The sequence below is a fragment of the Halorubrum amylolyticum genome (assembly GCF_004114995.1).
Lineage (GTDB): Archaea > Halobacteriota > Halobacteria > Halobacteriales > Haloferacaceae > Halorubrum > Halorubrum amylolyticum.
Genome location: NZ_SDJP01000001.1, coordinates 235092 through 248945 on the forward strand (window position 1 = coordinate 235092; position 13854 = coordinate 248945).

Sequence of the window (13854 nt, forward strand, 5' to 3'; positions counted from 1 at the left end):
AGTGGCCCGCGAGCGTACGTCGAAGTAGCCATGAGCACTCAGAAAGAGGCCCGCCAACGCTACGGAGACGTTCACGAAAGCGAAGCCCTGCGTATCCCGGAGGAGAAGGCCGAACAGCTCGTCGACGCACTCAACGCCGACCTCGCGGCGACGTACGTCCTCTACCACCAGGTGAAAAAGCACCACTGGCTCGTCGAGGGCGCCGAGTTCCACGACATCCACGAGTACCTCGGCGAGGTCGCCGCGGACCTCGAAGCGGGCGCCGACGTGATCGCCGAGCGCGCGCAGGCGCTCGGCGGCGTGCCGCTCTCGGGCGGCGCGAACTTCGAGGAGCACGCACCGGTGAGCCCCGAGGACGCGGACGCCTACGACATCCGCACCTCGCTGGAGAACGACCTGGAGATCTTCGGCGACATCATCGAACAGCTCCGCGAGCACATCCAGCTCGCCAACAACCTCGGCGACTACAACACCGAGGAGCTGCTCCGCGAGATCCTCGAAGGCGTCGAGGAACACGGCCACCACATCGAGCACTACTTGGAGGACGACACCCTCGTCAGCCAGGGCACGCTCGAGTAGGCGTCGACGACGGCGCGGTAGCCGCATCCCGCGGTTTCGACCTTTGATTCTCCCGTTTTTCTCGTTCGAACCAGTGGCTACTGCAGAACTGCGACGATCGAGAGTGGGAGTAGGTGAAGCAGATCGATGGCGACGATGTGACATCCTCCCCGCCGTAAACGGCGGGGCTTCCCCTACGAGGGGAATCCGTCAGGCAGGTTTCAGTCCGAGTACGCCGAGAGCGTCATCTGTCCGGATCTCGGACTCGTCTCTCGGTGGACTGTGGCGCTGTCACAGGCGCTCCCATCCTGTGGCGAGTCATCGCGTCCGGGTTCCCAACGGACGCTCTCTCCCCACGGGTTGACGCGACCGGCGATGTTCGCCGCCGCGTTAATGTCTGCTTGGAACTCCGATACGTGGCAGCCGTCGTGCGGACACACGAACTCGGCTTGTTCACTCCGCCGACCGAGACGACCGCAGGCGTGACACGTCTGGCTGGTGTACGCCGCGTTGACGTACTCGACGCGAATCCCTGCCTCGGTCGCCTTGTCTTCGATCCGGCCCTGTAGCCGAGTGAACGCCCACGCATGAAGCCGCCGATTCATGAACTTGCCGTAGTCCAACCGCTCACGGATGTACGACAGGTCTTCGAGGACAATCACCGGATTCTCGAAGGAACCGGCGTACTCGACGGCCTGTCGAGACGTTTTCTCAATGATATCCGTCAGGGCGTTCTGGTAGTGATCGAATCGTTCGTCCACGCGCCACTCGGCGGCGTCTCGCGACTGTAGCCGCCGGAGCGTGGTGAACATCTCTTTGCGGAGGTGTCGCGCTTGACTGCCGCTGACGATCATCGGCTTCCGTGGTACGTCGCGTTTGAGGGCACAGCCCGTGATCAACGCGCTCTCGCCTACGTCGAAGCCAATGTATGTCTCGTCGTCCGAATCGGTCAGTTCTTCGACCGGATACTCGACGGTGACGTGCAACTCCCACGATGTGCGGTGTCGCTGTAGCCGCAGTTCGCCCGCCGTCGCGCCTCCATCAAGAAGGTCGAACCACAGGGATTCTTGCTCCGGATTGATACGGAGCGGGACCCAGAAGTTCGTCCCCCGACCGGGCATCGGAACCTGCCACACGAAACCGTGTTCGCGCTCTTCCGAGTAGTCAAACTTCGCGGCCCGGTTGACGAGTCGAAGCGGATGCTCGTCGTCTAACTCCTCAGCGTTGTACGTCGAGCGGAGTTTCGGGACGTAGGATTTGAGCGCGTCTTTGGCTTGGTACGGCAAGTCGTAGGGCGTCACAACGTCGTTGACGGCAGACATTGTGTCGGTCCTGTTATCGAAGGCGTCGTGGAGTGCTTCGCGGTACGTGTCCAAGAGTCGCTGAAGGCGGTGCTCTTTGCCCGTAGTGGGTGTTGCGAGCGTGGCCTGTAGCGTCTTCGTCACCGTCTCGGACACACCCGTAGATAGAACGTAGATAAAGTTAAGTGTGGCGGAGCGCAAGAATGACTTATGCCACATATCAACTTCGAGGTAGACGAGGAACAGTACGAGTCTCTGAAAGAGACGAAGAAGCGCCACGGTCTAACGTGGAAAGGGATGCTACTCCACGCGCAACGGGAGTTGGATTCCGGCCCGGCCAGCGAGTAGTGGTTGGTCAGTACCGTGTCGCATTCCTTCCCGGCCTAAAGGCCGGGATTCCCTGCTTGAATTAAGATGGCATTTAAATAATCGTGAGCGGCAGCAGCGGTTACTTATAAACGCGATGCGGTGGCGCGCGCCGCCGAGTGGCCGCCATCGGCGGCCACGAGGTGCGCGTGCGAGGTCGTCGGGCTTCGCCCGACTGCCAGAGGGACCTTCGGTCCCTCGCTGGACGCGGCGACCGAAGGGAGCCGCGAGGCTTTGGAGGTGTTCACCGCGTTGTCGACGACGTATAACCAGCCGACAGCAACACCGCTCGTTCACTTATAAACAACCGATGCGTCGCAGTAATTCACGTACTCCCGCTCTCGATCGTCGCTGTGTCTGTGCTGACCGCAGTCGAGTCCGAATGTGTTGCCGGCGGCGGATGTCAACGGGCGCTTTTGAGAAGTGGTCTCGTCTACCGCCCAGACTCGTAGAACTCCTCGCGGTACACCCGGCCGAAGGCGTTCCGGCGGAGGGTGCTGGCGGCCGCGTCGGGCTCGTCCTGATACGTCGCCGCGATCACGGTGTCGGCGAAGGGAATCGGGTGCCACACCACGTTGTCGACGTTGTCGGAGCCGATCCGGACCACGCTCTCCTCGTTGAACTCGCTGTCCGCGAGCCACTCGTCGAACTCCCCGTCCTCGCCGACGTGGACCGCGAGCAGTTCGGCGAACGTCGCGTCGCGCGCCGTCCGGATCACTTCCGGAGTGACCCGATCGTCGTACTCGTCGGCGCCGAACGACATCGCCTTCGTCGCCTCGCGGACGACGACCTGCGCGACCGGCCCGACGTCCTCGTAGCGTTCGAGCGCGTCGGCGCGGGTCTCCGGGGCGAACGTCCCTCTGGTGTGCATACCCGTCGTTCGCCGTCGACTGAAAAGGGCGTTCCGTTACGCGGACGGGTCGTCGGGGTTGTCGGAGTCGTCGCTGTCGGCTGCGTCGCTCTCGTCGTCCGCGTCGCCCTCGCCGTCCGCGTCGCCTGCACCGTCCTCACCGTCGCCCGCCTCCCGCGCCATCTCGCGTGCCTCGCGGATCGCGTCGGCCACCTCGGGATCGGTCTCACCGGTCGAGTCGGTCGTCCCCGGGCCGCCGCCCGCGACGTGATCGTGACCGGTATGGCTGTGTCCCGAGTGGTTGTTTCCTGTGTGATCGTGCGCTCCGAGATCGACGTCCGGGCGCCCGCGATTGACGGTGTCCTCGAACACCTCGTGGTATTCGGCGTCTTCGGCGTGGGGCGTCACCTCGGCCGCAAGTCCCGCGGGTTCCCGGTCGCTCCAGTCGGGGACGCGGTCGTCGAGCCACGCCTCATGGTCGCCGCCGTGTAACATCGCCGTGAACGCGAGGTGATGCGCGAGGTGTTCGCCGTCGCGCTGCGGGGTGTCGCAGACGGGGCACGCGTATCCCATATCGGACGCGGATACGGTCGTGAGGCGTAAAGCGGCGTCGAACGTGAACCGCTCGCGATCAGCGGTTCGTCTCAGAGCTGTTGTCGGCGCGGAGAACACCTCCAAAGCCCCAGCCGTGGAGGACTCGATGGGCTCGCTGCGGTCCTCAGTCGGTCGCTATCGCTCCCTCCTTGCGGTCCTTGCGTCGCCCGTCTTCGCCCTCCATGGCTGCCCCTTTGAGTCCCACCCGACCGCACCGCAACCGCAGCCTCACGCCTCCCCAGCCTCGCCGCTCGCGCTTAAAAGCGCTCGCGGCGTCCCTCGCGCGTGCTCCTCGCGCCCTTATCAGGGCGCTCGGAGGCACGCGCCACCGCACCAAACTGGTGGGTCCGGAAAGCTCGCCGCTGCCTCGTCCGCGTACGCGTTTCGCACCTATAACAGCAACTTTATCACTCGCACGGAGCGAATTTCCGGTAAGACTACTCCGTTAGGAGGTCCAACAGTGACTGAAGCCAACACACAACCGGAGGTGAACATCGGTCTCGTCGGTCACGTCGACCACGGGAAGACGACGCTCGTGCAGGCGTTGTCCGGCTCGTGGACCGACCAGCACAGCGAGGAAATGAAACGCGGCATCTCGATCCGGCTGGGGTACGCGGACGCGACGTTCCGGCGCTGTCCCGGCGTCGACGCGCCCGAGTGTTACACCGTCGACGAGGAGTGCGAGGACGGCTCCGAGAGCGAGCCGATCCGGACGGTCTCGTTCGTCGACGCACCGGGCCACGAGACGCTGATGGCGACGATGCTCTCCGGCGCCTCGATCATGGACGGGGCCGTGCTGGTCGTGAGCGCGACCGAGGACGTTCCGCAGGCGCAGACGGAAGAGCACCTGATGGCGCTCGATCTTATCGGGATCGAGAACATCGTCATCGCGCAGAACAAGGTCGATCTGGTCGGTCGCGACCGCGCCGTCGACAACTACCAGCAGATCCAGGAGTTCGTCGAGGGGACCGTCGCGGAGGACGCGCCGATCGTCCCCGTCTCGGCCCAGCAGGAGGTCAACATGGACCTCCTCATCGACGCGATCGAGTCGGAGATTCCGACCCCCGACCGCGACCCCGGCGAGAGCGCCCGCATGTACGCGGCCCGCTCCTTCGACATCAACCGCCCGGGCGCGACCGCGGCGGACCTCAAGGGCGGCGTCGTCGGCGGCTCGCTGGTCAGCGGCGAGCTGTCCGTCGGCGACGGACTGGAGATCCGACCGGGCCGCGAGGTCGACGAGGAGGGCCAGACCGAGTGGCGCCCCCTCGAAACGACGGTACGCTCGCTGCAGGCCGGCAGCAACGACGTGGAGTCCGCCCGGCCGGGCGGGCTGCTCGGCGTCGGCACCGGGCTCGACCCGAGCCTGACGAAGGGCGACGCGCTCGCGGGACAGGTCGCCGGCGAGCCCGGCACGCTCCCGCCGACGCGCAACGAGTTCGAGATGCAGGTCGACCTCCTCGACCGCGTCGTCGGGAAGGAGGACGACGAGAGCGGCGAGAGCGACATCGAGGACATCAACACCGGCGAGCCGCTGATGCTCACGGTCGGCACCGCGACGACGGTCGGCGCGGTGACGAGTGCGCGCGAGGGCGAGTGCGAGGTGAGCCTCAAGCGACCGGTCTGCGCCGAGGAGGGCGCACAGATCGCGATCAATCGGCGCGTCGGCGCGCGCTGGCGGCTCATCGGCGTCGGGACGCTCTCGTAGCGTGACCGACACCGCCCGCACGGACGACTCGGACGCCGACCTCGGTGACGCCGACGCCGGCGACGCCCCTACCGAGGCCCTCGCGGGAGACGGTCCCGACGGCGCCCCGGTCGTCGCGCTCGACGCGAGCGCACTGATGGCGCCGGTCGAGGCGGACCTGCGGCTGTTCGAGGAGCTCGATCGGCTCCTCGGCGCCTACGAGACCGTCGTTCCGACGGCGGTCGTATCGGAGTTAGACCGGCTACAGGGCGGGAACGGCGCGGCGGCGACCGGGGCGAGCGTGGGTGCGGACCTCGCGACGCGGGCGGAGACGGTGGCAACGGACGAATCGTACGCCGACGACGCGCTGGTCGAACTGGCCGCCGAGGGCCGGGTCGACGGCGTCGTCACCAACGATCGACCGCTGGCGAACCGGGTGCTGGACGCGGGCGCACCAGTAATCGGTTTAAGGGGTCGGAACGCACTGGCGATAACGGAACCCTAGCGGACGCGGACAACCAACGAATATGTACAAACGAGTTCGACTCAAGGACACGGTCGAGGTGCCGCCGAAACACCTGGCGGACGTCACCGACGAGCGGGTGAAAGCCCTGCTGCAGGACAAACTGGAAGGACGAATGGACGAGGACGTGGGGAGCGTCGTGAGCGTCATCGAGGTCCACGACATCGGCGAGGGCGCGGTGTTACACAACCGCCCCGGCGTCTACTACGAAGCCGAGTTCGACGCGCTGACCTACGACCCCGACATGCAGGAGGTCGCCGACGGCACGGTCGTCGAGACGGTCGAGTTCGGCGCGTTCGTCGGGATCGGCCCGGTCGACGGCCTGCTCCACGTCTCGCAGATCACCGACGAGTACCTCACGTTCGACGGGGTGAACCAGCAGCTCGCCTCCTCGGACTCCGACAAGACTCTCGGGGTCGACGACGCCGTCCGGGTGCGCGTGGTGACCAAGAGCATCGACGAGCGCAACCCGCGCGACTCGAAGATCGGGCTCACCGCGAAACAGCCCGGCCTCGGGAAACACGAATGGTTGGAGGGCCAGCGACAACACCGCGAACAGACCGGTGAGGAGGCCGACTGATGGCCGAGGACCGCCTGGCGTGTCGTGAGTGTCACCACGTCAACGACCCCGACTCCCAGACCTGCGAACACTGCGGGTCGTCGTCGCTCACCGAGGACTGGGCGGGCTACGTCATCATCACCCAGCCCGAGGAGAGCCAGATCGCCGAGGAGATGAACGTCACGAAGCCCGGTTCGTACGCGCTGAAGGTCCGGTAAGCGGCGGTTCGCGGGACGGCTCATAGTCGCGGTTTCGACCGCCATCCACTCCCCATGCTCACACTCCCCGACTCCCTGCGCGACGCGTTCAAGGAGCCGCTCGGCCCGGTGACGACTGACGCCGAGGAACTGCTCGCGGCGGCGGCGCAGACTCGCGCCGAACGGGCCGCGCCCGACGCCCCCGTCGTCGCGGTCGGCGACGTGGTCACGTACCACCTGCGGGAGGCGGGCCGCGTCCCCGACGTCGCACTCATCGACGGGAAGACCGAGCGCGAGGCGGTCGACGCGGCGATCGAGTCAGCGCTCGCGGCCGCGAACGACCGCCGGATCTCGGTGGAGAACCCCGCCGCGTCGCTGTCGGCGGAGCTGCTCGAAGCGCTCGCCGAGGCGCTGTCCGCCGCCGACCCCGTCATCATCGAGGTGACGGGAGAGGAGGACCTCGCCGCCCTGCCGGCGATCCTCGCCGCACCGGACGGCGCGAGCGTCGTCTACGGCCAGCCCGGCGAGGGGATGGTCCGCGTTCCGGTCACGCCCGAGTCCCGCGCGGAGGCGCGAGAGCTGTTCGAGGGGCTCGACGGCGACGTCGAGGCGGCCGACGAGGCGCTGGGGATCGCTCCGGACGGCGGCCGGTAGGTCCCGACAGAGACGACCGCGCGCCGGATCTCGACGGCACCCCCGCTTCGAAATCCTTTTACAGCTTTCGGGGGGATATACGCCTAACTGAACCATGGACGTCGATATCATCTCCGAGGAGGAGAACCCGATGTTGCACCGCACGGACATCCGTTTCGAGACGACCCACGAGGAGGCGACGCCCTCCCGGCTGTCGGTCCGCGACTCGCTCGCGGCCAAGCTCGACAAGGCCTCCGAAGAGGTCGTCGTTCACGAGCTGGACACGAAGTTCGGCATGCGCAAGACGGTCGGCTACGCGAAGGTGTACGACAGCGCCGAGGACGCGCTCGACGTCGAGCAGGAGTACATGCTCGAACGCAACAAGATCGGCGGCGAGGGCGACGCGGACGCCGAGGAAGCCTAACGCCCGCCGAATGCGCGTTCTCGGTATCGAGGGGACCGCGTGGTGCGCGAGCGCCGCCCTGTACGACGCCGAGACCGACTCCGTTCTCATCGAATCGAACCCGTACGAGCCGGACAGCGGCGGCATTCACCCGCGCGAGGCCGCCGAGCACATGTCCGAGGCGATCCCAGAGGTCGTCGACGCGGTTCTCACGGCGGCCGAGGACGAACACGGTCCGGACGCGATCGACGCGGTCGCCTTCTCCAAGGGTCCGGGACTCGGCCCGTGTCTCCGGACCGTCGGGACCGCCGCGCGGTCGCTCGCGGGGGTGCTCGACGTGCCCCTGGTCGGCGTCAACCACATGGTGGCGCACTTGGAGATCGGTCGCCATCAGTCGGGCTTCGGGAACCCGGTGTGTCTGAACGCCTCCGGCGCGAACGCCCACCTGCTCGGCTACCACGACGGGCGCTACCGCGTGCTCGGGGAGACGATGGACGCCGGCGTCGGCAACGCGATCGACAAGTTCACGCGCCACGTCGGCTGGGACCATCCCGGTGGCCCGAAGGTCGAGGCGGCTGCGCGGCGGTACGCCGAGGGAAGCGACGGACCGGACGACCTCCTCGACCTCCCGTACGTCGTCAAGGGGATGGACTTCTCCTTCTCCGGGATCAGCTCCGCGGCCAACGACGCGTCCGACGACGGGGTTCCCGTCGAAGAGATCTGCTTTTCGCTGCAAGAGCACGTGTTCGCGATGCTCACGGAGGTCTCGGAGCGCGCCCTCTCGCTGACGGGCGCCGACGAACTCGTGTTGGGCGGGGGAGTCGCGCAGAACGACCGGCTCCGCGAGATGCTGGCGTCGATGTGTGCGGCCCGCGGCGCGAAGTTCCACGCCCCGGAGCCGCGCTTCCTCCGGGACAACGCCGGAATGATCGCCGTGTTGGGCGCGAAGATGGCGCGGGCGGGCGACACCATCCCGATTCCGGAGTCCGCGATCGACCCGAACTTCCGCCCGGATCAGGTGCCCGTGACGTGGCGGGACGGGGAGTCGGTCGCCCGGGGCCGCGCTCCCGGAGCGGGGGGTGACGGGGCGGAGATCGATCGGCGCGGCGCCGAAGCGACGGTGGAGATCGTCGCGGGCGGCGGACGCGGACACGGCGGCGCCGGAGGCGGGAGCGCCCCCGACGCCGCCGACCGCCGCGTGATCAAGCGCCGCGTCCCGAAGGCGTACCGCCACCCGGACCTCGACCGGACGCTCAGACGTGACCGGACCGTGGCAGAGGCCCGACTGACGAGCGAGGCGCGCCGGGCGGGGGTGCCGACGCCGCTGGTGTACGACGCCGACGTGCCGAACGCGACGCTGACCCTCCAGCACGTCGGCGACCGCGACCTCGCCGCCGCCCTCGACGAGGGGACGGAGCGCGCGGCTGCGGTCGGTCGACACCTCGCGCGGCTCCACGACGCGGGGATCGTTCACGGGGACCCGACCACCCGGAACGTGCGGGTGGGACCGGACGCGTCCGGTGAGGAGTGGACGACGGAGGCGGGCGAAACGCGGGACGCAGCGACCGTCGCCGACCGAACCGCGCTCATCGACTTCGGGCTCGCCTACCACACCGGCCACGTCGAGGACCACGCGATTGACCTCCACGTGTTCGAGGGGGCGGTCCGCGCGACCGCGACCGACCCGGACCCGCTCATCGAGGCGTTCGAGGCCGGGTACGCGGCCGTCGGTGACGGCGACGTCCTCGACCGGCTCCGCGACGTGGAGGGGCGCGGACGGTACCGGTGAGCGGCCGGGGGAGGACCAGTGAGCGGTCTGCGGAGGACGAACAGCGGCGAGTTGCGCCACGCTTTATATGCCCGGCGAGAGACGTACCGGTATGGCAGACAAACCGTCCTCGGGAGAGATACTCGGGATTCCGTACAACTTCGAGCGGCCGAGCCTCGGGCGGCTGCTCTCGTCGTACTGGCAGCCCGGCAAGGGGATGTTGGTGGAGAAGCCGTTCGGCATCGGCTACACGCTGAACCTCGCGAACTGGCGGTCGTGGATCGTCCTCGCGGTCGCCGGCGGGCTCTACTACCAGCAGACGCAGTCGGCCGGAGCCGCCGGCGCGTCCGGCGACGCGGATGCGAGCGACGAACCGGTCGAAGTGATCGTCGACGACGACTGATCGCCGCCGGTCGCCGACCGCGACCGATCGCCGACGACGGCCGGCCCTTCCGGGTCCCGAACGCCGTTCGAGACGGCTTCCTTTAAGTATTAGAACGGCGTAACCGAGGCAATGAGAGTCCGGTTCGAGTGCTCGTGCTCGGAAGAGATCTCCGAGTTCACCCGCGGCGATGCGAGCCGCGGGGTGCACGTCGAGTGCGGAAACTGCGGCGCGGTGTACGCGGTGACGATCACGGAGATCGAGTAGGTCCGCGCTCCGGACGGTCTCGCGCGTTTCGCGCTCACCCGCCGTCGGCCGACTCGAACCGGAGCCGAACCGTCGTCCCGTCGTCGGTCGCCTCGAACCCGACCGTTCCGCCCTGCGTCTCACACAGCCACTTGACGAGCCAGAGCCCGATGCTGCTCGCGTGCGACAGCGGGGTCTCCTCCTCGGCGCGCAACACCGCGCGCTCGTCGGCGGGAATCCCCGGTCCGTTGTCGCTGACCTCCAGACAGACCGTCGACCCGTCCTTGGTGACGCGGGCGTCGACCCGCCGCACCGACTCGTCGTTGTGCGTCACGGCGTTCTCGAACACCTCCCGGATCGGGTACTCGATCGAGTCGTCCGCGCGGACCCACGCCTCGGCGGGCGCGTCGACGGTGAGCGAGACGTCCGTGCGGTCGACGTCCGCGGCCGCCTCGCGGACCGCTTCGACGAGGTCGACCCGGCCGCTCGGGGCGGCCGGCGACGCCTCCTCGATGACGCGGAGCTTCTCGCTTATCTCGACGACGTCGTCGGTCGTCTCTCGGATCGTCTCCAGACACTCCCGGCTCCGCTCGTCGTCGATCCGGTCGACGAGCAGGTCCGTGTACCCCTGAATGACGTTGAGGTCGTTCCGTACGTTGTGCCGGAACACGCGGCTCAACACCTGAATCTGCTGGTTCGACGTTTCCAGCTCGCGCCTCGCGTCGACCGCGCGGCGCCGCTGGTGCGCCACCGCGCCGTAGAGGACGAGCGACGAGGCGCCGACGAGCGCCCACCCGTCGGCGGCGCGAACCGGCGTCCACGTCGAGAGCGATCCGACCGCCGACGCGACCGCGAGGTCGGCCGCGACGACGAGCAGCGCCCCGAGACAGAGGTACCCGACGGCGAGTTCCCGCGGAGACCGGCCGAAGACGGAATCGAGTGCTAATTTCATTTATATACCACTAAACATCATGCGATCTTCGTCGCAAGTAACGACAGACTCCGTTCCGTATTAAACTTTGACTCGGATCACCACGACTTACAGTCGGGACAGACCCGGTCCCCGTCGTCGAGCCAGCGGCGCGTCACGCTCTCGCCGCACCGCTCGCAGTCGGCGCCGCCGGTTGTCCACGTCGCCGTCGCGGGAACCGGAGCCTCGACATCGGCAGGGTCAGCGTCGGGGTCGATACCGATGGGCTCAGCGTCGGGAGGGTCGCCGTCCGATCCCCCGAACTCGTCGAGCGAGCGGTCCTCGGGCATCTACGCCTCCCGGCGGAGCCGCGCCACGACGTAGTCGCGCTCCAGTTCGCCGAGAAACTCGCCGAGCCGCGGCCCCTGCGTGTCGTCGAAGAAGAGCCGGTACCCCGCCGCGAAGAAGTCGCTCACCTCCACGTCGTGTGCGCGCGCCGTCTCGTACATCTCCGACTGGATCGCGTCGCCGTCGTGGCCGGCCGCGACGAAGTCGGCGAGGTCGTCGAGCGCGGCCGCGACGTTCTCGTCGAAGTCTGCCTCGGGTAGCTCCGTCTGGAGCCGATAGTCGTACTCGTTGCCGGTGCGCTCCGCCCAGTTGCGCGCCTTCTCGACGCGATCGAGGGCGGCCTCGACGGTCTCGGCGGAGGCGTCGTCGGGGATGTGTCCCTCGTCGCGGGCGAGCCGCTCGCGGAACGCGGGGTCGTCGACCATCCCGAGGACGGCCGCGAAGGTGTACGGGAGCCGCACGGGCTTTTCGGCGGGCGGGTCGTCCGCGCGCCCGACGACGAAGGGGTACGCGCGCTCGGCGAAGGCGGTCAGGTCCTCGTCGCCGACCTCGCCGAAGTACGCGCGCTCGAACCGGTCGAAGCGGTCGACGAGCTGATCGAGTCGCTCGATGTTCAGGTCGCGGGCCTTCTTCGGGTGGAGCGCGAAGAAGTATCGGAGCACCGCGGGTTCGAGCAGTTCGAGCAGCTCCGGGACGGTGACGATGTTTCCGGCCGACGAGGAGAGCGGCTCGCCGTTGAGCGTGAACCACTCGTACACCATCGGCACCGGCGGTTCGAGTCCGAAGACGTTGCGCGCCACGTCGACGCCCGAGGGCCACGACCCCTCCGCGTGGTCCTTCCCGAACGGCTCGAAGTCGACGCCGAGCACGTCCCACTGGCCGGGCCACTCCAGCCGCCACGGGAGCTTCCCCTCGCGGAACGCCGCGGTTCCCTCGTGGCCGCAGCCGTCGATCGTCTCGTCGCCGACCTCCATGTCGGTACAGACGTACTCGACGGTCTCGGCGTCGAGGCCGATACTCGTGACCGTCTCCGTGATCTTCCCGCACTCGGCACAGACCGGGTTGAAGGGGACGTACTCGCCGTCGACCTTGTCCTGGTACCCCGAGAGCACCTCGCGGACGCCGTCGAGGTCCGAGAGGACGGTCCGGATCGCGTCGTCGAAGGCGCCGTCGGCGTACAGCTCCGTGTTCGACACCATCTCGACCGGAATGTCCAGTCGGTCGGCGTCGGCCTTCAGCAGCGCGGCGAAGTGGGCGGCGTACGACTCGCGCTCGCCGAACGGGTCCGGGATCGCGGTGTACGGCTTCCCGAGGTTCCGGCCGAGCGCGCCGGCGTCCACCTCGCCGAGTCCGACGATCTCTCCGTCGGCGTTCGCCAGCTTCCGCGGGAGCTTGCGGAGAGGGTCCTTGTCGTCGGAAGTGAACACCTGCCGCACCTCGTGGCCCCGCTCGCGCAGCACCTCGGCGACGAAGTAGCCCCGGATGATCTCGTTGAAGTTACCGAGGTGGGCGACCCCCGAGGGCGAGACGCCGCCCTTGATCACGATCGGCTCGTCGGGGTCGCGCGCCTCGATCTCGTCGGCGATCACGTCGGCCCAGAAGGCCCGGAACCCCTGGCCGTCGCCCTCGTCGCCCTCGCCGTCGGCTCCCGCCGCGCCGCCGGCCTCCCGGGCCTGTTCAGAGAGGATGTGGGGGGAGTCGCTGTGCGGGGAGTCCTCGGACGCCGAATCCGCGGCCGCGTCGGCGGAGGCGTCGTCGGCGCTCACGCGTCGCTCGCCCCCGTCCAGTAGGTCGGCTCGTCGCTGCCGGTCGGAATCACGTCGGTGCCGGTGTGGTCGCCGCGGAGCACGGCGTCGACGACCGCGCTCGGGTCGGTACCGTCGAGGACGATCGACCGGATTCCCGCCCGGTCGATCAGCTTGGCCGCGAGCAGGTCGACGGGGGCAGACGCGCCCGCGTCCCGGCTCATCGGGAGGACGATGTCGACGAGTTCGGACGGCGACATCGATCCGAACTGGGTTGCGTCCGGCTCGACGTTGGGGTCGGCGTCGTACACGCCGTTCGCGCTCGTCGCGTACACGAGCAGGTCGGCGTCGACCGACTCCGCGAAGGCGGCGGCGACCGCGTCGGTGGTCTGGCCGGGGGTCACGCCCCCCATCACCGACACCTCTCCACGGCGGAGGGCGGCGGCGGCCTCGTCGTACCCCGTCGCCGGCGAGAGATTCGCGCCGCCGTCGAGCGCGGCGATGAGCAGGCGGGCGTTGAGCCGGGTGGTCCCGATGCCGAGCTGGTCGAGTTCGACCTCGTTGGCGCCCAGATCGCGCGCCGTCTCGATATACTCGCGCGCGACGCCGCCCCCGCCGACGACGACGCCGACCTCGCAGCCGTCGGCCGCCAGTCGCTCGATCGCCCCGGCGTACGCGGCCACCCGGTCGGGGTCCAGATCGGGCGCGAGCACGCTCCCGCCGATAGAAACGACGACTCTCATTACCGTCGAATATCCCTGTCGCGGTCTTAAGGATTATCAAGCGA

Annotated in this window: 17 protein-coding genes; 10 read left to right on the plus strand and 7 right to left on the minus strand. The window is 68.2% G+C overall.

What is annotated here, in order from left to right; all coding sequences use genetic code 11:
- The first annotated feature begins 30 nt into the window (after positions 1-30).
- The gene (gene dpsA / locus ESO89_RS01045) at positions 31-579 is read left to right on the plus strand and encodes a DNA starvation/stationary phase protection protein DpsA (protein ID WP_128903831.1); all 549 of its coding nucleotides are present in this window, start codon (positions 31-33) and stop codon (positions 577-579) included.
- Positions 580-779: 200 nt separating this feature from the next.
- Here the strand turns inward: dpsA and ESO89_RS01050 are convergent, their stop codons facing one another.
- The 3 genes from ESO89_RS01050 to ESO89_RS01060 form a co-directional block, all read right to left on the minus strand.
- Positions 780-2015, minus strand: a complete 1236-nt coding sequence (locus tag ESO89_RS01050) for an RNA-guided endonuclease TnpB family protein (RefSeq protein ID WP_128903832.1) — start codon at positions 2013-2015, stop codon at positions 780-782.
- Between the two features lie 643 nt (positions 2016-2658).
- On the minus strand, positions 2659-3096 hold the full coding sequence (locus ESO89_RS01055; protein ID WP_128903833.1) for a DUF5809 family protein: 438 nt from the start codon (positions 3094-3096) through the stop codon (positions 2659-2661).
- Positions 3097-3132: 36 nt separating this feature from the next.
- Positions 3133-3648, minus strand: coding sequence for a DUF5810 domain-containing protein (locus ESO89_RS01060; RefSeq protein ID WP_128903834.1), 516 nt, complete (start codon positions 3646-3648; stop codon positions 3133-3135).
- A 481-nt stretch (positions 3649-4129) separates the two neighbouring features.
- Between ESO89_RS01060 and ESO89_RS01065 the strand changes: the two genes are divergently transcribed.
- The 9 genes from ESO89_RS01065 to ESO89_RS19145 all read left to right on the plus strand — a co-directional run bounded on the left by ESO89_RS01065 (position 4130) and on the right by ESO89_RS19145 (position 10085).
- Complete coding sequence (locus tag ESO89_RS01065; protein WP_128903835.1) at positions 4130-5374, plus strand: translation initiation factor IF-2 subunit gamma; 1245 nt, start codon at positions 4130-4132, stop codon at positions 5372-5374.
- A 1-nt stretch (position 5375) separates the two neighbouring features.
- Entirely contained in the window at positions 5376-5858 is a 483-nt protein-coding gene (locus ESO89_RS01070) for a PIN domain-containing protein (protein ID WP_128903836.1), read from the plus strand.
- 22 nt (positions 5859-5880) lie between these two features.
- Positions 5881-6456, plus strand: a complete 576-nt coding sequence (locus ESO89_RS01075; protein ID WP_128903837.1) for a DNA-directed RNA polymerase — start codon at positions 5881-5883, stop codon at positions 6454-6456.
- Complete coding sequence (gene spt4, locus ESO89_RS01080) at positions 6456-6653, plus strand: transcription elongation factor subunit Spt4 (RefSeq protein WP_004047158.1); 198 nt, start codon at positions 6456-6458, stop codon at positions 6651-6653. The genes ESO89_RS01075 and spt4 overlap by 1 nt, the downstream gene beginning before the upstream one ends.
- A 54-nt stretch (positions 6654-6707) precedes the next feature.
- A complete protein-coding gene (locus ESO89_RS01085) occupies positions 6708-7286 on the plus strand; it encodes a GTP-dependent dephospho-CoA kinase family protein (RefSeq protein WP_128903838.1) in 579 nt (192 codons plus the stop codon).
- A 94-nt stretch (positions 7287-7380) separates the two neighbouring features.
- Positions 7381-7689 carry a 30S ribosomal protein S24e gene (locus tag ESO89_RS01090; RefSeq protein WP_004047156.1) on the plus strand — a complete coding sequence of 103 codons (309 nt, stop codon included), beginning with the start codon at positions 7381-7383 and terminating at the stop codon, positions 7687-7689.
- A 10-nt stretch (positions 7690-7699) separates the two neighbouring features.
- Entirely contained in the window at positions 7700-9457 is a 1758-nt protein-coding gene (locus tag ESO89_RS01095; RefSeq protein WP_128903839.1) for a bifunctional N(6)-L-threonylcarbamoyladenine synthase/serine/threonine protein kinase, read from the plus strand.
- Between the two features lie 91 nt (positions 9458-9548).
- Complete coding sequence (locus ESO89_RS01100; protein ID WP_128903840.1) at positions 9549-9839, plus strand: DUF5808 domain-containing protein; 291 nt, start codon at positions 9549-9551, stop codon at positions 9837-9839.
- Positions 9840-9950: 111 nt separating this feature from the next.
- Complete coding sequence (locus tag ESO89_RS19145) at positions 9951-10085, plus strand: hypothetical protein (protein WP_277750246.1); 135 nt, start codon at positions 9951-9953, stop codon at positions 10083-10085.
- Positions 10086-10119: 34 nt separating this feature from the next.
- Here ESO89_RS19145 and ESO89_RS01105 read toward each other — a convergent pair whose 3' ends face one another.
- The 4 genes from ESO89_RS01105 to pyrH form a co-directional block, all read right to left on the minus strand.
- The gene (locus ESO89_RS01105) at positions 10120-11016 is read right to left on the minus strand and encodes a sensor histidine kinase (RefSeq protein WP_128903841.1); all 897 of its coding nucleotides are present in this window, start codon (positions 11014-11016) and stop codon (positions 10120-10122) included.
- Positions 11017-11093: 77 nt separating this feature from the next.
- Entirely contained in the window at positions 11094-11324 is a 231-nt protein-coding gene (locus ESO89_RS01110; protein WP_128903842.1) for a DUF7573 domain-containing protein, read from the minus strand.
- On the minus strand, positions 11325-13088 hold the full coding sequence (lysS, locus tag ESO89_RS01115; protein ID WP_128903843.1) for a lysine--tRNA ligase: 1764 nt from the start codon (positions 13086-13088) through the stop codon (positions 11325-11327).
- On the minus strand, positions 13085-13810 hold the full coding sequence (pyrH, locus tag ESO89_RS01120) for a UMP kinase (protein ID WP_128903844.1): 726 nt from the start codon (positions 13808-13810) through the stop codon (positions 13085-13087). Before pyrH ends, lysS begins: the two co-directional genes overlap by 4 nt.
- Between the last annotated feature and the right edge of the window lie 44 nt (positions 13811-13854).